Below are 18829 nucleotides of genomic sequence, written 5' to 3' on the forward strand. Positions count from 1 at the left end.
CGAAATATGATACAATGAGGGCATTATTAAGGGAAGCGAAAGCAGCCATTGGCAACAGGAGGTATACTTACATGCCGAAACGACGTGCATACCAGTTCAGTCTCGTTACGATCGCGATGTTCCTTGCTTTGACCGGCTGCAGTTCCTCGGGAAACAATACGAAGACAGCAGTAAACAACCAAACGAACGAGGCAGCGGCTGATTCCGGATCGACGAATACGGAAACGAATTCGAACGCGAATAAGAATACGACTTCCGATGCGAATCAGAAGCCTGCGGACAACAGCTCAAGTGCCAACAATGCGAATCAGGGGGCGTCTACGAACCAAGGCAGTAATAGTCAAACGGGGAATTCGGCGTCGGACGAAGGGAATGCGAATACAACTCCTGCCAATGCGAACCAAACTGACACTCCGCCGGCAACCGAAGCACCTAAGAAACTGTACCGCATGAATAAGGTGTACAGCTTCGTTCCTATTGATAAGACAACGACCACGAACAAAGTCGTCTTGCTCACGTTTGATGACGGGCCGAAGGCTGACAAGACGGTTACAGCGCTGCTGGACACGTTAGATAAGCATAAAGCGAAGGCGATCTTCTTCGTGAACGGCTACCGGGTAAAGGCACATCCCCAGCTGCTCAAAAAAATAGCCGATCGCGGGCAGACGATCGGCAACCATTCTTGGGATCATATCGACTTGAAGAAAGAATCTCAAGCTTCCGTGAAGAAACAAATCGGCGACGTTCAGCAAATTGTGAAGGAGGTTACAGGCAAGGAGCCTGTCTTCTTCCGACCGCCGTTCGGCAACGGCAATGACTTCGTCAAGAGTGTCGTCCGCGATCATGGCATGCTCTACATGACGTGGTCGAACGGTTCGCTCGATTGGGACGCCAGCACGAAGGATAAGCCGGACAAAGTGATCGCGAACGTGCTCGATCAACTTCATCCGGGCGTCAATATCCTTATGCATGAGCTTCCGTGGACAACAGAAGCGCTCGATACGCTGCTAACGAAGCTCGAGGAGAAAGGCTACGGCTTCATCGATCCCGATACGATCGATCTCGAGCTTAGTTCTCCCCCTGCCGCGCAGACCGCAAAGTGATGCGGTGCAGCTCTGGCGGGGTCATAAACCGGATCGGCAATCCAGAAGTGCCGAATCCGCAACTTACGAACAACCGGGTCAGCTTAGCCCCGGTTGTTTGCTTTCTCGCAAACTCGAACCAGCCCCTCACGTAAGGCGAGTCACTCTTCCGCTTTAGGACAGGCCCCCTGAAAGGCAAGGCAATCTGACCGCCATGCGTGTGCCCTGCCAAGATGAGATCCACGGCTGCATCTTCAGGAAGCCTCGTAGCCAGAATCGGCGCATGCGCCAGCACAATGGTGCACAGCATGCCGCCATCTTCCGGCTCGCGAAGCGCTATCTGCAGCCGGTCCCGTCTTGTGCGCGGATCATCCACGCCGGTAAGCCGGATTCGGCTGCCATCCCGTTGCTCCAGCACAACCGATTCATTCACGAGCAGCCGGACGCGCTCCTCTGCGAGCATCACTTCGAGCTCCCTCATATCCCCATCATAATCATGATTCCCATAGACGAGATAGACCGGCGCGATGCGTGCAAGCTTCTGAATATTGCTGCGTGTGCGTTCAAGCGGCACATTCCGCTCTCTTAGATCGCCGCCGATCAGCACCAAATCCGCGCCTCCGGCTGCGATGCAGCTCTGTATCATTTTCTCGGGGATAATGCGGCGATGTATATCTGAGATGAATATAAGATTCGTACCATCGAATGATGCTGGAAGCCGCTCCAGCTCAGCGCTCTGCGTATCCAAGCGATACAGGTAAGACAGAATAACGAATAAGACAATGACAAGCAATCCAACAATAACTATTGCTGCAGCTGCAAACAGAAGCATCACAATCTTAGCTCTCCTTTCGATATAGTAGAGAACCGGTAAAGCATTATGAGTATTGACGGCCCCATAGGAGCAGTCCGATCATTAACAGTACAAACAGACCGATTACGAGACGGAAGAACCACTTCGTCATTTGCTGTTTATTGGATGGATGAGCCTCTCTGCGTGAAGGAAGCTCCATGTTCCCTTGTTCATCTGCTGACTGTGGTTTCGATGACTTCTTATTCTTGCTTCTAGCTGTATCCGGAACAGCATTTCGTCTGCCAAATTTCTCAACTCTGCTCATTTATGCCCTCCGAAAACGTATAACCAGGCCCATTATCAGATCAATCAAGAAATGCGCTGTTATAGGCGCCCATAAGGTACCGGTCTTAATATAGATCCAACCAAGCGCGTAGCTGATCGCGAAGACAAGGCCAGTTGGAATCCAGTGGCGAAGATAGCGTACATGGATGGTTGCGAAGATAATGCTCGTCCAATAGGGTCCGATATGATACTGCACGGCTCCGCGGAACAACGTCTCTTCACAGATCGCGACAACGAGCGATATGACAGCGATATGCCAGACCGGCCGATTGCCGAAAATCCGTTCGTTTACGCCGCCGTCATCGTTTGCTTCATCTGGTACAAACCTCGCAACAAGCAAATCTAACACGATAACAGCGGCGGCTAATCCGATTCCCCAGTACAGGTAGTGCAGATTGCTCACTGACGAGAATAAAAAGAATGGATTGCGATGCTGAAATAATAGCCAAATAAAACCGATAACTAAAGTAATCGCCTGTGTCGCGTACAAATTAATAAGCAGCATACGGTCATCCAGTTGGTCGATGCTTATGGTTTTCAGCTTTATATTTCGAATGTCGAATTTCTTCATGTTCAGCTCCTGGCATGGAAGGTTGATATTTCCTTTTCAAATCTTTTACCCTATACTTGTTTAGGACATCCGATTCATGTCGTTTGTGCTAGATTCGCAGGAAATCTATCAACCTCATTATACATATATATTTATTAATAGGACAAAGGGGATTCATAATGGAGAAACGACTCACACGTACTGAAATGATCTTTAGCCTCGGGTTCCTATTCATGCTCATTGTTGCTGTCGGCGCCTTCTTCTACGGCGTTCAGGTTGGATCAGACAAGACCGAAGCAAAGTTCGTCGAGAACACAAAGGGCTTATCTGGCAAAATCGTCAAGATCGGCAATTATCAGCAGCAAGACCTCGTATCTTTCTATCATACCGTATTTTTGCCATATCGTGAATTTCAAACTGAATGGTTCGATACGATGCGCAAGCTGTCCACCTCGCAAGTCAGCGATATCAGCTCTGCCCTGAAGGAGCTCGCGAGCATGGCGAACCAGAAATATAATGAAGCCGCGCAAGCAAGCGTCCCGAATAGCGCAGCACTGCTTCAATCGGCGCAGCTTGATCTGCTCAAGAGCCTCAAGATGTTCAGCGAGAATGCGCAGCGTGCAGCCGGCTCTTCCAAAGACATGGAAGCTGACGAGTTGCTCAAAACACTGAAGAAAGATCCTTATTATCTGGACGGCGTCAAATACGCATTGAGCGGGCAGCAGAATTACTACTCCGCCATGCAGAAGTGGGGCGCTTCCGTAGACCCGAACATCCCGAGCGACCCAACCGCTACTTCTACAATCAGCATCAAAGGCTGGAACGCGCTGCCTCTGACGATCAAGAATAAAATAATGGCCGATGAACTGAACTCGCGTAAGCTGCTTGCGCCATTCTATCCGCAAGATCTCACCGCACGCGTCGATCAATTCATCGGCTCGGGCCAAGCTGCTAATATGAATAAGAGGACGGTCACATCGGTTGTCGACCTGCTTATCCGTACAGATGCAGTTCGCCAAGGCGACTTTGCTGAGAGCAAGGCTGAACTTTACGGCAAGCAATTGCTTCCGCAGCTGCCTTTCTTCTTCCCAGAGAAATAATTACTTAGATAAAGCTTTAATCGTACTGAAAGCCTTCCAGAGAGGATACGGCAGCCATTCCGCCAAGAACATTGGTGAGGTTGCCGTATCCTCTTTCGCTTAAGTACCGGCAGACGGCAGCACTGCGTACACCATGCGCACAAATAATATAGACAGGCTTCTCTGCACTTATCCGCTCCGAGCTCTCCTCAAAGGCGGACAGCGGCATAAGCGTGCTTGAGTCGAGGTGGTAGTAGTTCCATTCTTCCAGCTCTCGCACGTCGATAATCTGATCTGCGGTCAGTTCACCCTTCTTGACCAGCTCCAGGAATGACTCCGGTTTCATATTGCTCCACTGCTCCACGTTCGTATACCCCTCCTCATTATTTGCGTAGATCATAACGAAATTTTCACAATTGAGCAAGTTTTAGTCATTGCTTTTATGGTTCTTCTTGCTATAAAATAGTAAACAATTATGCAGCCCTAGCTTCGACATTAATCCGGTTCAAACATTAGCTTGACGTGTGATCGTGTGAATTGACCCTCACCTAAGCTGCTGCGCTGTGCAATAGCTTATAGGACGAGGGTCTTTCACTTCCACTATACATCCATCATACAAACGCTTTAGGAGGCAAATCCAACATGTTTAAAGTATTGGTATCAGATCCAATCAGCGATTTAGGCATTCAGAAGCTTATGGATGCAGATGATGTCATTGTCGACAAAAAGCCTGGATTAAGTGAAGATGAGCTAGTTGCAATTATCGGTGAATATGACGCACTTCTCGTGCGCAGCCAGACACGGGTTACACCCCGTATTATGGAAGCCGGCAAAGCGCTCAAAGTTATCGGACGTGCAGGCGTCGGCGTAGACAATATCGATTTGGAAGCAGCTACCCAGCGCGGAATTATCGTTATTAACGCTCCAGACGGCAACACGATTACAACTTGTGAGCATACGTTCGCGATGATGATGTCGGTAGCCCGCCACATTCCGCAAGCTTACCACAAGACAGTAGGCGGAGAATGGGACCGCAAATCCTTCGTAGGCGTTGAGCTTCGCGGCAAGATCCTCGGCGTTCTCGGCATGGGCCGTATCGGCAGCGAGGTTGCTAAACGTGCGAAAGCGTTCGGCATGGATATTTGGGGCTACGACCCGTTCTTGACGGAAGAGCGTGCTGAGAAGATGGGCATTCGCCTCTCCAGCGTTGACGACATCGTGCGCAACGCAGACTTCATGACTGTTCATACGCCACTTACGCCGGAAACGCGTCACATGATTTCCCGCCCGCAATTCGAAGTGATGAAGAAGGGTATGCGCATCGTAAACTGCGCACGCGGCGGTATCATTGATGAGCACGCGCTTGTTGAAGCCGTGGATCAAGGCATCGTTGCAGGTGCGGCATTCGACGTATTCGAAGTTGAGCCTCCAGCAGCGGACCATCCGTTCCTGAAGCATCCGAAAATTATCGTAACTCCACATCTTGGCGCATCGACTATAGAAGCGCAGGAGAACGTTGCGATTGACGTATCGGAGCAAGTATTGAATATTCTTCGCGACCAGCCGTTCATGAATGCAGTGAACATGCCTCCAATTCCGGCAGACGTGCTGAACAAGCTGCAACCTTACTTCGCACTTGGCGAGAAGCTCGGTAGCTTCGTCTCCCAATTGATCGAAGGCGCAGTCGAAGAAATTACGGTTAGCTATGCAGGCGATCTTGCTGAAGTTGACACGCAGCCGCTGACGCGTTATGTTGTGCGCGGAGTGCTCTCGCACCACCTTGGCAAGGATCAAGTCAATGTCGTCAATTCGATGCATCTGGCAAAAGAACGTCACGTCAATGTCGTTGTTCAGAAGTCGCACGTCGCGCGTGACTTCACGAACTCGCTTACGGTCGTGCTTCGTTCCAAGACAGCAACTCGCCAAGTTACAGGCACGATGCTTACTGGCTACGGCCCGCGCATCGTTCAAATCGACCGCTTCCCAGTCGATGTTGCGCCAGAAGGCAACCTCATTCTGATCTCGCACAACGATAAGCCGGGTATCATCGGCAACGTTGGCACACTGCTTGGCAGCAACAACGTCAACATTGCAACGATGCAAGTAGGACGCGAGCTTGTAGGCGGCGCCGCAATTATGGTGCTGACAGTCGACAAGGGCGCATCCAAGGACATTATTGCAGAGCTTGTGAAACTGCCTGATCTGAATAAAGCGAAAGAAATTAACCTTCTGTAAAATAATCAGCGCCGCCCGTCTTCCGATGGGCGGCGCTTGTGTTTATTGGAGCCCTAGGCGGGCGACTACCCATGAAAATGTTTCACGACCAACAAGATTAGTCTACTTCCTTCAACAAGAACCGACTTTTTGCACAACTTTAGCTAATGCCGACAAACCGATTGAAGTCGACCACCATTCACCATCCGTCCAATCTCAAAGATCAAAAAAATGAGCCGTTCCCCATGGGAACGGCTCTGTTTCTTATTGAACGGGCAGCCGGATCGTAAATGTCGTCCCGACTCCAAGCGTACTCTCCGCCTTGATCGTGCCGCGGTGCGATTCAATGATGTTCTTCACGATCGCAAGCCCGAGCCCTGTGCCTCCGGCACCGCGCGTACGTGCTTTGTCCGCTTTGTAGAATCGCTCGAAGATGAACGGCAAGTCCTCATTCGGAATGCCCTCTCCTTGGTCCTTCACCTTCAACTCTACATATGGCTTATTGTCCACGAGAACATGTTTGGCGCGCAGTCCGATCTCGGCATGCTTCGCGGCGGTATGCCGGATTGCATTGTCGAGCAAATTCGTAAGCACCTGCTCTAGACGATCTTCATCCGCCTGCGCAATAACAAGCGGCTCATCAGACAGCTCATAGGTCAGCTGAATCTCCTGCTCCTTAGCCAGCACCTGGAACTTGCGATGCACGCGCCGCACGAGCACGGACAGATCAGTCGATTCCAGCTTCATCTCGATATGACCAGCTTCCATGCGGGCAAGATCGAGCAAGTCCTTCACGAGCCGTCCCATACGAAGCGACTCTTCGTAGATGACCTGCGCGAGCTCCTTGCGTTCTTCAGGCGAAGCCGCAATATCGTCGAGCAGCGCTTCGCTGTAGCCCTGTAGCATCGAGAGAGGCGTCCGTATCTCGTGCGAGACGTTCGCTACGAAATCTCGGCGGAGCTTCTCGAGCTTCGACTCCTCCGTTACGTTCCGCATAACGGCGACTGCTCCGCGTACGGTATCGTTCGACTTGAGCGGCGCCATAACAACCGACCATACGAAGCTCTGTACGTGGACTTTGTCCGATAAATCCTTGCCCTCTCGGAGAACTTTGCGATACAGCTCGAAGAGCGGTCCAGGCACCTGCGTCTGAGGACGATAATCTTCCGTCCACTCCAGCTCGTTCCACGTATCTACGATCTCTTGCCCGTGCGGGTTCGCCAGAATGACCTGGCCCTCTGCATCGAAGGTGACGACCGCATCAGCCATACTGCGGTGCACGCTCGCCAGATGCTCCTTCTCGTGATTCAGATCGCGGATGAGCGTATCCAGCTCAGAAGCCATGTGGTTGAACGTGTTCGCCAGATCGCCGATTTCGTCCGATGAACGAATCGGCACCCGCGTCCGGTATTCGCCTTGTGCGATCAGATCCGCCGCTTTCTTCATCTGCAGCAAGGGCTGCGTAATCTTCGTCGATAGGAAGAAGGCAAAGAACGTAGACAGCAGAAACCCTATAATAGACGTGTACACGAACAGCATCTTCACATCATGCGAATTCTTCTTGAATGCAAGATCGATATACTGCAACAGGAACATGCCCAGAATGAGCAGCACAACGGCAACGAGCGCAATAATCGTAATCCATAACTTGCCTACAACACTACGCCAAATCTTCACTTACTTCGGTACCTCAAGCTTATAGCCTACGCCCCAAACCGTTGTGATCATCATCGCCGCTTCCGGAGAAACTTTGTTCAGTTTCTCGCGCAGACGCTTCACGTGCGTGTCGACGGTACGAAGATCACCGAAAAATTCGTAGTTCCAGACGTCTTTCAGAAGCTCTTCACGCGAGAACACCTTGTCCGGGGAAATCGCGAGATAGTGCAGCAATTCATATTCTTTCGGCGTCAGGCTGACTTCCTGACCGCCCGCCATAACGCGATGCGCATCATGCTCGATAATGAGATGTGGGAATACGATGTTGTTGCTCGTGATCGCTTCCTTCGTCAGGAAGGCGGTTGCCGACGAGCGGCGAAGGATCGCTTTGACCCGGTAGATCACTTCGCGCGGACTGAACGGCTTCACGACATAATCGTCCGCACCGACTTCAAACCCTTGCACCCTATTCATCTCTTCGCCCTTTGCGGTCAGCATAATGACCGGTGTAGCCTTAATCTGGCGGAGTCTCGAGCACACTTCAACCCCGTCTATGCCTGGCAGCATGACGTCGAGCAGAATCAGATCAAAATCATTCGCCGTTGCGAGGCGGAGCGCAGTCTCGCCGTCTTCCGCTTCTTCAATGATGTACCCTTCCTTCTCCAGATACATCTTGAGCAGCCTGCGAATACGCTCTTCATCATCAACAACGAGTATACGGTGAAGTTCTTCTGACATGTCTCTCAAGTCTCCTCTCAAGTCTAAACTTTATACTACCGTTCAATGCTTCTAAACACCTGCATAGGAGTGCAAGCCGACAAGGACAAGGTTAACCCCGATCAGCGTGAACATGACAACGACGAAGCCGATAACCGCAAGCCAGGCCGACTTGGAGCCGTGCCAGCCGCGGGATAGGCGGAAGTGCAAGTAAGCTGTGTAATACAGCCATGTAATGAGCGCCCACACTTCTTTCGGGTCCCAGCCCCAGAAGCGCGACCAGGCAATATAGGCCCAGATCATCGCGAAAATCAGTGCGCCCAGCATAAAGATCGGATAACCAATCGCAATCGCGCGATAGCTGATTTCGTCAATATCATCAGCATCGATATCGCCAAGCAGCGGATTAATCGCAGCGCCAATCCGTTTGCGAAGCGCAAGGCGGATCAAGCCGTACAGAATCGTTCCGTTAATGATGGACCACGTAATCGTGTTCAGCTTGCGTGCTGCGTTGACGCCCTTCATCCAGTGCGGCGTCTCGAGCAGTGGTTCCTTCATGCCAAGGAATGTATCCATAGCAACCACTTGGCTGTTATAAGGCTTGAAGATCGGCGGAAGCGAGTACTCCACTGTCTCTGTCGTGGAATTCTCTACGCCCTTCTGGTCAATGGTGACGTTCTCCTGCGTGAACGACGCTTCATACCCAGCACCGCGGAAAGCAAATACGGAGCTGATGAACGCGATAATAATGATGATGACATACAGCGTGAATTCCACCCAGCGCTGCTCGCGTCTTGCTTTCTCGCTAGTTTGCTTGAAGTCGACCGTGCGGAGCAGGTACATAAGGCCGGCTGCAAAACCAACCGCGAAGAAGGCTTCACCTGTTGCGGCTGTTGTTACGTGAACTTTCAGCCAGATCGATTGCAGCGCCGGAATGAGCGGCTGCACTTCTTGCGGGAACACCGCTGCGAACGCAACGATGATAACGACGAGCGGCAATGTGAACAAGCCAAGCAGCGGCTTGCGGTAAATCGCGTTGACGATGATGAAGGCGAACATAATCGCCATCGCCAGGAACGTCATGAACTCGTACATGTTACTCGTCGGGATATGGCCACCACCCGCCCAACGTGTGAAGAAGAACGTCAGATGCGCAGCGAAGCCGAGCAGCGATACGAAGTATGCGATGCGCCCCCAGCGGCGCACATGCTCCTCTGGGCTGCGGTCGCTCCATTTGCGTCCGAGAGCGGTAATGCCATAAAACATAAAGCCAAAGCAGTATAGAAAGAATGCGACGATAAACGCGTCGCTGCTGAAATCAAGCAAACTCACGATCTGTTCCTCCCGTTATCGAGCGACTTCGGCTCTACGACGATGCCTATACCGCGCAGCGCGGAAGCGACCTCGGCACGCATGCCGTAATTATTCTTGTTCGTATGTGCGCCAAGCGTCACTTGTCCGTCATCGATACGAAGCCATATTCTCCGGTGATGCCAGTAAGAGCCGATGAGCAGGCCGAACATCGATATCCCTGCTCCGAACCAGATGTATGGCATCGCGCGGTCCGTACGGATATTCAGTGATGTCTCGACAGGAGCAAACTCTACGCCAGTCATAGCCGGCACTTTGATCTCAAATCGCTTGGCAAGCTCGCCGTTGATCATATCCTGGCTGAAGCGGACTTTATCGTTCTGCTTCGGAAAATACATATAAGGATCGCCTTCAGCTGCGAGGTCTGGTCCCTTCAGGACGAATACAAACGCAGGCGCATTCGGTTCGCGAGACTTCGTCGTCGGCTTGCCTTCTGCATCAAGGGCGAAGTCCATATAGGACTGCTTCAACTCAAGCGTATACGATCCGAGGTTGTACGTCAGCTGAGGGTCTTTCATATCCAGCTTGAACGGGCCGTACGTCTTGCCAGTTTTATGATCGATCAGCACCGGATTGACCGCCTTGAGCTTTGGCGTATCGTCGAATCCGAACTGATAAGCTTTCAATCCCTTATAAGAAAGCGGATCATTCACGACGATATTGTGCCGCACTACTTCTGTCAGCTGCGGATCTTTCGACGGATCATCGCAATCCGCGTCACAAGTATACAGCACTGCTCTCGTCTCATAGAGCTTCGCACGAGCTGTACCCTTGAGCTCCGCAGGCAATTCTGCATCCTTGTAATAGTCGATCGTGAATTTCTCGTTCTTGATATAGTACTTCGTGTCGGGGATCTGGACGGTCGAGCCTTCCGGTACCGTTACGTAGTTATCCATCGCCCAGCCTGGCAACGACCGGAGCAATACAGCGAGAAGGAAAACGATAAGTCCGATATGGTTGATATAAGGACCCCAGCGGCTGAACCGGTATTTCTCCGCGAGCAGCGCATTGCCTTCTTGGTGAACACGGTAATGCTTGCGCTTCAGTTGTTCGCCGAGGCTGCTTGTCCAAGCCTCTTCTGAGCTTTGGATCTCGCCAGTATATACCGTCTTCTGTCGGGTCAGGAAAGTGGCATGCTTGCGAATCTGCTGCTTATTCAGCGCCCTATAGAGCGGCAGTACCCGGTCAAGGCTGCAAATAACAAGCGAAGTGCCGATCATGACGAGCAGTAGGATAAACCACCACGACTCGTACGTATTCGAGAAGCCGAGCTTGTAGTACCACTCACCGATCCAGCCATACCTTTCTTCATAATAGGTGGAAGGATCAAACGAGATAAAGGCATTTTCCTGTGTAAAGATCGTTCCGATCATCGCGGCCAGCAGCGTAATGATAATGAGCCGGATCGCGACTTTAACCGACGAGAAGAACTTCCAGACGCGGTCAATCACATTCGGATTGGACTTCTGCGAGCGGCGGGCAATGCCGTCGTAACGCATTTCAAGCGGCTCATCGTTCTCCTGTTCACCGATTTCAAGTGGATAGCCGCAGCTTTCGCACAAGACGGTGCCAACCGGATTCTGGTGGCCGCACTCGCATTTCGTATTCTCAAAAGCTAACACTTGTAGCTACCTCCTTCATGGCTAGGACTTCAGCAGCTTCGTGATGCGCTCATCCATGTCCTTTTCCGCCATTGCACCGACGAAAACATCCATAATCGTTCCGTCTGGCTTCACAAAGAAGGTAGTGGGATACGATCTTAAACCGTATTTACGCTGTACATCATTTGCTTCGTTGCGCAGAATGGTGTAATTGATGTCGTATTGCTTCACGAAATTGTTTACAGCCATGCTGTCCTCACCTAAATTAATGCCAACCACTTCGAGCGGTTCCCCGCTATGCTTGTTGTACTGAGCGACTAAATCCGGCGTTTCTGTTACACAGCCCGGACAATATGTACCCCAGAAATTGATGACAAGCGCCTTCCCCTTATAGTCCGATAGCCGATGAGTCTTCCCGTCTGTGCCAAGAAGTGCAAACTCCGGTGGCTTGGACCCTTTGCGGGGAAGCTGTCCGTCCTTGGCTGCAAATAGCGAATTACCAATCGCATAACCGCCGAGCAGCAGGACGCCGAGGAAAATAACCAATTGAATCATTCTGCGGTTTTTTTTCATAACGTGCTCGTCTTCACCGCCTGTTCTTATGCTGCAAAATACTTCATTTGGGCTCTATTCATTATAACGAAAACTGGACGGCAATTGAGGTTGCCGCCGCTCGTTATTTTTGAATTTTATGTGTCTTGGTCGCCGATGAGCGCAGCTCCTGCACTTCCTTCGGCGTTAAATGGCGGAACTTGCCACGAGCCAGTCCGTGCAAGCCAAGCTCGCCAAAGCGTACCCTTCTCAGCAAGACGACAGGATGGTTAATGGCGTCGAACATCCGGCGTACCTGACGGTTACGACCTTCGTAGATCGTAATATTAATCGTCGCCTGATTCTTCTCTGTATTCACGTCGTGATATTCAACTTCTGCAGGCGCAGTCATTCCGTCCTCAAGCAGAATGCCCTGCTGCAGCCGCTCCAGCGCGGAGCCGTGCGGGATCCCCTTCACTGTTGCCCAATACGTCTTCGGCACGTGATGGCTCGGATGCGTCAGCAAATTGGCAAATTCGCCGTCATTGGTCAGCAGTAGCAGCCCTTCCGTATCGTAATCCAGCCGTCCGACCGGATAAACACGCTCTTTAATGCCCGGCAAGTAATCCTTAACCACCTTGCGGCCTTGCGGATCGCTTGCGCTTGTAATAACGCCCTTCGGCTTATGAAGCATTAGATAAAGCTTGCTCTCGCCCTTGATCTGGCGCCCTTTGACCGTAATGACATCCACGGCCGGATCTGCCTTCACGCCAAGCGTCGTGACCGGTTCACCGTTAACCTCGACAACACCGGACAAAATCAATTCCTCACATTTGCGGCGCGATGCGACTCCCGCCTGCGCTAAAATCTTCTGTAAACGTTCCAAATGATCTTCACCTCACCCACCATCATACCCTAAATGATACAAGGAAAGAAAGTGTACGTACGGCAAATAAGCCCTCGTCAGCGAAGAGCGCTTATTAGGCGTCGTTCCGCTCACTCAGGCTTACCCTATTGTTCCAATTATTGGAAGACAAAAAGACAAATGATAATTGCTGCGAAGAAGCCCACCAGATCGGAAAATAGTCCAACTTTAAGCGCATACTTGCTTCTGCGGATACCTACAGCGCCGAAATATACGGTTAACACATACAGCGTCGTATCCGTGCTGCCTTGAATCGTCGAGGCAATCCGCCCGATCATCGAATCGGGTCCATAGGTCTTGATCAGCTCGGTCGTGAAGGCGAGCGAGCCCGCTCCAGTAAGCGGGCGCAGCAGGCCGAGCGGCAGCACCTCACTTGGGATGCCAAGCCCGTCAAACAGCGGACGGATGAGCGACGCCATCATATCCATCGCTCCCGAAGCGCGGAACATGCTGATCGCGACCATCATGCCGACCAGATGCGGGATGATGTTGATGGCGGTACCGAAGCCATCCTTTGCACCTTCAATGAATGTTTCATAGACGGGTACTTTTTTGAATGCGGCATAAAGCGGGATGAAAACAATCATGAACGGGATCAGCCATGCTGAAATCGTCGTGATCCATTCATACAATGGCCTCACCCTTTCCTTGTCCTGCAGCGGCAGATCCAGGCGGCGCTTGCGGCATCGCATCACTATGAGGCTTTCCATAATGATCGGTCCATTTCGGCGGTTTATGCTTGTCTCGTTTGCGATACCATCGGTCAGCGAATATAGCGGCTGCGGTTGCGATTAAGGTTGCTGCAAGTGTGGTGCCGACGATTTCGGCGGGGTGTACTGAGCTGTAGGTCATTCGGATAGCAATAAGCGTAGTCGGTACGAGGGTTATACTTGATGTATTAAGCGCCAGCAGCGTACACATCGCTGCTGACGCGGTTTCTTTATCGGGATTCAGCTTCTGAAGCTCCTGCATCGCCTTGATGCCCATAGGCGTCGCTGCATTGCCGAGCCCCAGTATGTTGGCGCTCATGTTGCTCATAATGTAGCCAAGCGCCGGATGCCCTTTAGGAACATCTGGGAAGAGGAAGCGGACGACCGGTTGAAGCATGACCGCAATCTTGCGGAGCAGCCCGGCATCTTCGCCGATACGCATAAGCCCCATCCAGAACACCATGACGCTGATGAGGCCGAAACTGACTGTAACACCGCTCTTGGCGCCTTCAAACGCCGCTTCTGTCAATGCTTCCATCCTGCCATTAAAGATCGCGCAGACGAAGCTGACAGCTATGAAGAACAGCCAAATGTAGTTTACCATCTCGCCGCCTCCTTCCCTCCAAATAAGGTCGACAAGGTCGTTTTGAAAGCGTGCCAGAACGTATCTGATGAAAGCGAACCGAACGCTGCCGCGGACGAGCCGCCGCCGATTACCCACGAAGGCTTATCCGGAACTTGGATACGCTGGCTTTGCGAATCATAGACCGGTGTAGAGCCGATCTTCTTCTCACCAACGAACCAATCGATCGTCCCCCGCTCACCAAGCAAATAAGCCGTCGTCTTCTCGTTAATCAGGTTCAGCTTCGAGCGAAGCTGCTCCTTCTCTCCTTGTGCAAACGGATAGACGAGCGTCCGCCCGACTGCCAGTGGATATCCGTTGATCGGCTGCCCTTTATGAGCGACCTCGCTCAAATGATAATTGGCGAAGCCGAAATTCAGGAGCTTCTGATGATCATTCCAATCATCGCCATCATTTAATGTAACAGCGACAAGCTGCTGCCCATCGCGCGTTGCGGAGCTGACCAGGCAGCGAAGAGATTTCTTCGTATAGCCGGTCTTGACGCCGTCCGCTCCATCGTACATCGTGAGCATTTTATTCTTATTTTTCCACAGGTAGTTCCATTGATCGTTCGGATTCGGGGCAGTCTTGCTCTTCGTCTTCACGATTTCCTTGAATACGGGATTCTTCAGCGCATAGGCCGTCAGCTTCGCAAGATCATTCGCAGATGAATAATGCCCTTCCGCATCAAGTCCGCTCGGATTCATGAACTGCGAGTTCTCAAGCCCCAGCATCTGAGCCTTCTCGTTCATCATGAGAACGAACCCTTCCTCGGAGCCGCCGACATGCTCGGCAATCGCCGTCGCAGCATCGTTGCCGGACCTCAGCATGAGCCCATACAGCATATTCTGAAGCGTCATCTTCTCCCCGCGCTGCAAATAAATCGAGGAGCCCTCTTTGCCTGCCGCACGAATGCTTGTCTGTACCATATCGCTTAGATTGCCATGTTCAATCGCGACGATTGCCGTCATGATCTTCGTCAAGCTCGCGATGAGCATCGGCTTGTCCCCATTATGGCTGAATAGAATCCGTCCGGATTCAACATCAATGAGCGCCGCCCCTCTCGCGTGTGTGAACACCGTTCTATTCGGTCCTTCAGCTGCCGAAGCTGTACTCGTTGCCGCCAAAGGCAAGCCCGATAGGAAGATACAGCCGGCAGCGAACAAGCGAAGCAGACCGATGGTTATGCGGTTAAGCCTCATACAGTTCCTCCTAGTTTGCATCTGCATAGTCGCCTTACGTGAAACAGACATCCTTGTACAGTATATGAATGGGACATGAAATTATCCCAACCTGTCCATGCCCTTATCCGATTCTAAATAATAAAAAAAAGAAACCGCCCCTTGGGACGGTTCCTTCCTCCATTAATGGCCATCCATACTTTCAATGAGAACGGATTCCAATCCACTGTCGTTTTGCGACGAGTTCTTCTTGAACATGGTTTGAATTTTCTCGAACACCTGCGGCGCGGAATCAATCACTTTTTCCATAAGATGCGTCTGGTTATCGAGCGGTACAATGCGCACGCCTTGACTACCTACAACGAGGAAAGCAATTGGCGTAATGGAGACACCGCCGCCGCTACCGCCGCCAAATGGCAGCTGAACCTCTGCGTTATGCGAATCGCCCTTCGAACTATGCTCGTCGAAGCGTATGTCGCTGCCGCCTGCTACGAACCCGAAGCCAACTTTGCTTATTGGCATTATGACGCTGCCGTCAGGGGTCTGTACAGGATCGCCAACAATCGTGTTGACATCGACCATTTCTTTGATATTTTCCATTGCGGTTTGCATTAAGCCTTGAATTGGATGGTCAGTCATCGTAAGTTTCGTCCTCCTTGATCGAAGCGTTAATCTGCACCTTGCCGAATATAGCGTTCCCTCGCGCATGGCTCATTATGTAATCAGCCGCGCATCAGAATCCGCTGCAGACCCATGAATCCGCCTGGCACCTTCTGGGCTTTGCGCATCTTGATGATGAGACGTATCGCTGCAAAGATCGCATAACCAAACGTTAGCTCCGCTGTGAATTGGCCTTCTGTCTTGAAGTAAGAACGCTGATACACCGGATCGACCGACACCTTCGGCTCTGCCGTCAGCCGAATGAGCTGTGACAATACGCCAATCGCGGTTGTCTTCACCGACCAGATGAGACCTGTCAGCATAGCGGTCCACATGGCATCATCCACGCCTACCGTTGTCTGCCACTTCCATTCTGTCAACTTTACGTGAGAAAGGGTTTTTCGCACCCAGCCCATCATATCTTGCGTTTGTTTCAGCAGCAGCTGTGCCCGATCAATCGACTTCATAATGGTATGCGAATTAATATGTTTCATGAACGCATCGGAATCCGTCCCGCCTGCGTTCTCCGCCGTCATCTCTTGCTTGACCTCCACACTCGTCACCTTAAACTTAACGATCGGCAGCTGCCAGTGATAGTGGATGAGTCCAAACAGCGCACGAATGCGCAGCTCCGCATCATCATCGGTACCGATCCGCTGCATATGCCCACGAATGACAACCGGTGAAAGCGCAGCGATAAGCAGCAGCAAAAAAAAGAGACCTGCCCCGATCATCCATCCGAGCGGGTAGCCTAACATGGCGCTTCCCCCATTTCCCTTAATTGGTCGGATATAGTATGACCTTGCGGACAAATCTCATTCTTTAATCTTCATCTTCCTCATGCCGTGCGGCGCCAACTTCCAAATCAGACTCCAATTCAGGCATTGGCATATCTTCAATCGTCATCTGACGGCCTTCGAACCGTTCAAACAGCAGCTGCGTCTGCTCATCGAGCGAATCGTCTGGAAGCGATGAGGGCTCCGGAAGCGCGTCAAGGCCGGCAAGGCCAAAGTAATCAAGGAAAGACTTTGTCGTTCCGTACAGAATTGGACGTCCAATCTGCTCTGCGCGTCCTACCTCTTCAATCAAGTCCTTGTTGACGAGCGATGCAATCGCCCTGTCGCTCTTCACGCCGCGAATCTCCTCCATCTCAACCCTCGTAATCGGCTGACGGTAGGCGACAATCGACAGCACTTCGAGCGCTGCCTGCGACAAGCTCGAACGCGTTGGCGAATAAGCCATCCGTTCAAAATAAGCCGCATGCGCCGGATTCGTCGTCAACCGGTATGCCCCAGCAACGAAGGAGACTTGCACGCCGCGTTTCTTGCTCTTTAATTCCTTCGTGAGATCGCCAACCAAATCTCCCGTTATTACTGCATCCAGCTGAAGAATTTCGGCAAGCTGTTTCGTCGTGAGCCCCTCATCTCCAGCCATAAACAGCAGTCCCTCAATAATCGACCTCAGTTTCGAGAAGTCCATCTAGGGCCGCATCCCCTCTCCAGTGCACAACAATATCATCAAACAGGCTGTTCTGAAAACAGCGAATATGCTTCATCTTCATCAGCTCGAGGATAGCGAGGAACGTCACCACGATCTCGTGCCGGCTCATATCCTCGCGAATCAGCTTGGAGAAGCGGACCGTCTCGAACTCGCGCAGCACATCGACGATATCGCGAATCCGGTCTTTGACCGAAATTTCATCACGTTGTATCGTCGCAATGATATTTCGTCTCGTCGCCTTGCGAAGCGCCTTCTGGAAAGCTGCAATGAGATCGCCGACATTCAAGCCTTTTACCGGATTCTCGGGCACCACCTTCATGAAAGGCGTCAGATCCTCCGGTTCCTTCGTGTAGACAAGACTGCGTTCGAATTCCTGTTCCCTAAGCTGATCGGCGATTTGTTTATATTTGCGGTACTCCACCAACTTCGCGATGAGCTCATCACGAGGGTCCAGCCCTTCTTCAGGCCATTCCTCATATTGGTCATCATCAATGATCGGCGGCTTAGGCAGCAGCTGCTTGCTCTTGATGGAGAGCAGTGTTGCCGCCATGACGAGGAATTCGCTCGTAACCTCGAGCTCAAGCTCCTGCATCGCATTCAAATAGTCCATATATTGATCAGTAATCTCGCTGATGGACACCTCGTGAATGTCGATTTCCGCTTTATCAATCAGATGAAGAAGCAGATCAAGCGGGCCTTCGAACGATTCCAGTTTATACGTCACCGCCATGGCGAGTGCCAACTCCTAAACATAGGTGATTTGCTAATTGAACTGCCTTAAGTTCAACGAAATAGCTTGTATCAGCTTACTAGCCTTGAAGCACTTTCGTCAAATTCGCCATTTCGATTGCTGTAACAGCCGCTTCCCAGCCTTTGTTGCCAGCTTTTGTACCTGCACGCTCAATCGCTTGCTCGATCGAATCAACTGTCAGCACGCCGAAGATCGTCGGAATGCCTGTTTTGAGACCGATTGCCGCTACGCCCTTCGCCGCTTCGTTGCACACATAGTCAAAATGAGGAGTTGATCCCCGGATAACCGCGCCAAGGGTGATGACAGCATCATACTTGCCGCTCTCTGCCATCTTCTGCGCGATAAGCGGAATTTCGAATGCGCCTGGCACCCATGCTACATCTACTTCGCTATCTGCAGCGCCATGGCGCTTGAACGCATCAAGCGCGCCGCCAAGCAGCTTGCTAGAAATAAACTCATTGAAACGGCCAACTACGACACCGTAACGCAAACCTTCAGAAATTAAATGACCTTCGAATACATGTGGCATTATAGATTCATC

The 18829-nt window shown here is 51.5% G+C and carries 21 protein-coding genes; 3 read left to right on the forward strand and 18 right to left on the reverse strand.

The features are described 5' to 3' along the window. Positions 1-71 precede the first annotated feature (71 nt). Entirely contained in the window at positions 72-1103 is a 1032-nt protein-coding gene (locus AC0YNX_RS11525; protein ID WP_475815817.1) for a polysaccharide deacetylase family protein, read from the forward strand. On the opposite strand, the gene AC0YNX_RS11530 is transcribed toward AC0YNX_RS11525, so the two are convergent. From AC0YNX_RS11530 to AC0YNX_RS11540, 3 genes are read right to left on the reverse strand one after another with little or no spacing between them, the layout of a single operon-like run. Further along, positions 1069-1914, reverse strand: coding sequence for a metallophosphoesterase (locus tag AC0YNX_RS11530; protein WP_475816231.1), 846 nt, complete (start codon positions 1912-1914; stop codon positions 1069-1071). The genes AC0YNX_RS11525 and AC0YNX_RS11530 overlap by 35 nt on opposite strands. A gap of 46 nt (positions 1915-1960) precedes the next feature. Beyond that, positions 1961-2200 (reverse strand): hypothetical protein, encoded by a 240-nt coding sequence (locus tag AC0YNX_RS11535; RefSeq protein WP_475815818.1) that lies wholly within the window; start codon positions 2198-2200, stop codon positions 1961-1963. After that, positions 2201-2791, reverse strand: coding sequence for a lysostaphin resistance A-like protein (locus tag AC0YNX_RS11540; RefSeq protein WP_475815819.1), 591 nt, complete (start codon positions 2789-2791; stop codon positions 2201-2203). It lies immediately after the preceding gene. A gap of 158 nt (positions 2792-2949) precedes the next feature. Here AC0YNX_RS11540 and AC0YNX_RS11545 point away from each other — a divergent pair, with 158 nt between their 5' ends. Next, positions 2950-3870 (forward strand): hypothetical protein, encoded by a 921-nt coding sequence (locus AC0YNX_RS11545; RefSeq protein ID WP_475815820.1) that lies wholly within the window; start codon positions 2950-2952, stop codon positions 3868-3870. Positions 3871-3886: 16 nt separating this feature from the next. Here AC0YNX_RS11545 and AC0YNX_RS11550 read toward each other — a convergent pair whose 3' ends face one another. After that, entirely contained in the window at positions 3887-4213 is a 327-nt protein-coding gene (locus AC0YNX_RS11550) for a rhodanese-like domain-containing protein (RefSeq protein WP_475815821.1), read from the reverse strand. Positions 4214-4491: 278 nt separating this feature from the next. Here AC0YNX_RS11550 and serA point away from each other — a divergent pair, with 278 nt between their 5' ends. Continuing rightward, positions 4492-6084 carry a phosphoglycerate dehydrogenase gene (serA, locus tag AC0YNX_RS11555; protein WP_475815822.1) on the forward strand — a complete coding sequence of 531 codons (1593 nt, stop codon included), beginning with the start codon at positions 4492-4494 and terminating at the stop codon, positions 6082-6084. 243 nt (positions 6085-6327) lie between these two features. Here the strand turns inward: serA and AC0YNX_RS11560 are convergent, their stop codons facing one another. The 14 genes from AC0YNX_RS11560 to ribH all read right to left on the reverse strand — a co-directional run bounded on the left by AC0YNX_RS11560 (position 6328) and on the right by ribH (position 18817). Next, the gene (locus tag AC0YNX_RS11560) at positions 6328-7740 is read right to left on the reverse strand and encodes a HAMP domain-containing sensor histidine kinase (protein ID WP_475815823.1); all 1413 of its coding nucleotides are present in this window, start codon (positions 7738-7740) and stop codon (positions 6328-6330) included. Next, positions 7741-8457, reverse strand: a complete 717-nt coding sequence (locus AC0YNX_RS11565; RefSeq protein WP_475815824.1) for a response regulator transcription factor — start codon at positions 8455-8457, stop codon at positions 7741-7743. A gap of 51 nt (positions 8458-8508) precedes the next feature. Continuing rightward, positions 8509-9768, reverse strand: coding sequence for a cytochrome c biogenesis protein CcsA (gene ccsA, locus AC0YNX_RS11570; protein WP_475815825.1), 1260 nt, complete (start codon positions 9766-9768; stop codon positions 8509-8511). Then, positions 9765-11429, reverse strand: a complete 1665-nt coding sequence (gene resB, locus AC0YNX_RS11575) for a cytochrome c biogenesis protein ResB (RefSeq protein ID WP_475815826.1) — start codon at positions 11427-11429, stop codon at positions 9765-9767. Before resB ends, ccsA begins: the two co-directional genes overlap by 4 nt. 21 nt (positions 11430-11450) lie before the next feature. Beyond that, positions 11451-11981: a redoxin domain-containing protein gene (locus AC0YNX_RS11580; RefSeq protein WP_475815827.1), complete on the reverse strand. Its 531-nt coding sequence runs from the start codon at positions 11979-11981 to the stop codon at positions 11451-11453. A gap of 103 nt (positions 11982-12084) precedes the next feature. Then, on the reverse strand, positions 12085-12825 hold the full coding sequence (locus AC0YNX_RS11585; RefSeq protein WP_475815828.1) for a pseudouridine synthase: 741 nt from the start codon (positions 12823-12825) through the stop codon (positions 12085-12087). A gap of 137 nt (positions 12826-12962) precedes the next feature. Then, complete coding sequence (locus AC0YNX_RS11590) at positions 12963-13496, reverse strand: spore maturation protein (protein WP_475815829.1); 534 nt, start codon at positions 13494-13496, stop codon at positions 12963-12965. Then, positions 13489-14178 (reverse strand): nucleoside recognition domain-containing protein, encoded by a 690-nt coding sequence (locus AC0YNX_RS11595; protein WP_475815830.1) that lies wholly within the window; start codon positions 14176-14178, stop codon positions 13489-13491. Before AC0YNX_RS11595 ends, AC0YNX_RS11590 begins: the two co-directional genes overlap by 8 nt. Then, positions 14172-15398 carry a D-alanyl-D-alanine carboxypeptidase family protein gene (locus tag AC0YNX_RS11600; RefSeq protein ID WP_475815831.1) on the reverse strand — a complete coding sequence of 409 codons (1227 nt, stop codon included), beginning with the start codon at positions 15396-15398 and terminating at the stop codon, positions 14172-14174. Before AC0YNX_RS11600 ends, AC0YNX_RS11595 begins: the two co-directional genes overlap by 7 nt. A 162-nt stretch (positions 15399-15560) precedes the next feature. Then, positions 15561-16016: a GerW family sporulation protein gene (gene ytfJ, locus AC0YNX_RS11605; RefSeq protein WP_475815832.1), complete on the reverse strand. Its 456-nt coding sequence runs from the start codon at positions 16014-16016 to the stop codon at positions 15561-15563. An 83-nt stretch (positions 16017-16099) separates the two neighbouring features. After that, positions 16100-16795: a DUF2953 domain-containing protein gene (locus AC0YNX_RS11610; RefSeq protein ID WP_475815833.1), complete on the reverse strand. Its 696-nt coding sequence runs from the start codon at positions 16793-16795 to the stop codon at positions 16100-16102. Between the two features lie 64 nt (positions 16796-16859). Next, complete coding sequence (gene scpB / locus AC0YNX_RS11615; RefSeq protein WP_475815834.1) at positions 16860-17516, reverse strand: SMC-Scp complex subunit ScpB; 657 nt, start codon at positions 17514-17516, stop codon at positions 16860-16862. Then, the gene (locus AC0YNX_RS11620) at positions 17485-18267 is read right to left on the reverse strand and encodes a segregation and condensation protein A (RefSeq protein ID WP_475815835.1); all 783 of its coding nucleotides are present in this window, start codon (positions 18265-18267) and stop codon (positions 17485-17487) included. Before AC0YNX_RS11620 ends, scpB begins: the two co-directional genes overlap by 32 nt. A 79-nt stretch (positions 18268-18346) precedes the next feature. After that, positions 18347-18817 carry a 6,7-dimethyl-8-ribityllumazine synthase gene (ribH, locus tag AC0YNX_RS11625; protein ID WP_126016001.1) on the reverse strand — a complete coding sequence of 157 codons (471 nt, stop codon included), beginning with the start codon at positions 18815-18817 and terminating at the stop codon, positions 18347-18349. Between the last annotated feature and the right edge of the window lie 12 nt (positions 18818-18829).

It is taken from the genome of Paenibacillus sp. J31R98, from assembly GCF_056269245.1.

What these genes read in the sequence shown, in the direction of transcription:
- AC0YNX_RS11525 (WP_475815817.1), top strand. Translation starts at nt 72, where the DNA reads ATGCCGAAACGACGTGCATACCAGTTCAGTCTCGTTACGATCGCGATG.
- AC0YNX_RS11530 (WP_475816231.1), bottom strand. Translation starts at nt 1,914, where the DNA reads ATGCTTCTGTTTGCAGCTGCAGCAATAGTTATTGTTGGATTGCTTGTC.
- AC0YNX_RS11535 (WP_475815818.1), bottom strand. Translation starts at nt 2,200, where the DNA reads ATGAGCAGAGTTGAGAAATTTGGCAGACGAAATGCTGTTCCGGATACA.
- AC0YNX_RS11540 (WP_475815819.1), bottom strand. Translation starts at nt 2,791, where the DNA reads ATGAAGAAATTCGACATTCGAAATATAAAGCTGAAAACCATAAGCATC.
- AC0YNX_RS11545 (WP_475815820.1), top strand. Translation starts at nt 2,950, where the DNA reads ATGGAGAAACGACTCACACGTACTGAAATGATCTTTAGCCTCGGGTTC.
- serA (WP_475815822.1), top strand. Translation starts at nt 4,492, where the DNA reads ATGTTTAAAGTATTGGTATCAGATCCAATCAGCGATTTAGGCATTCAG.
- AC0YNX_RS11565 (WP_475815824.1), bottom strand. Translation starts at nt 8,457, where the DNA reads ATGTCAGAAGAACTTCACCGTATACTCGTTGTTGATGATGAAGAGCGT.
- AC0YNX_RS11580 (WP_475815827.1), bottom strand. Translation starts at nt 11,981, where the DNA reads ATGAAAAAAAACCGCAGAATGATTCAATTGGTTATTTTCCTCGGCGTC.
- AC0YNX_RS11595 (WP_475815830.1), bottom strand. Translation starts at nt 14,178, where the DNA reads ATGGTAAACTACATTTGGCTGTTCTTCATAGCTGTCAGCTTCGTCTGC.
- AC0YNX_RS11600 (WP_475815831.1), bottom strand. Translation starts at nt 15,398, where the DNA reads ATGAGGCTTAACCGCATAACCATCGGTCTGCTTCGCTTGTTCGCTGCC.
- ytfJ (WP_475815832.1), bottom strand. Translation starts at nt 16,016, where the DNA reads ATGACTGACCATCCAATTCAAGGCTTAATGCAAACCGCAATGGAAAAT.
- AC0YNX_RS11610 (WP_475815833.1), bottom strand. Translation starts at nt 16,795, where the DNA reads ATGTTAGGCTACCCGCTCGGATGGATGATCGGGGCAGGTCTCTTTTTT.
- scpB (WP_475815834.1), bottom strand. Translation starts at nt 17,516, where the DNA reads ATGGACTTCTCGAAACTGAGGTCGATTATTGAGGGACTGCTGTTTATG.
- AC0YNX_RS11620 (WP_475815835.1), bottom strand. Translation starts at nt 18,267, where the DNA reads ATGGCGGTGACGTATAAACTGGAATCGTTCGAAGGCCCGCTTGATCTG.
- ribH (WP_126016001.1), bottom strand. Translation starts at nt 18,817, where the DNA reads ATGCCACATGTATTCGAAGGTCATTTAATTTCTGAAGGTTTGCGTTAC.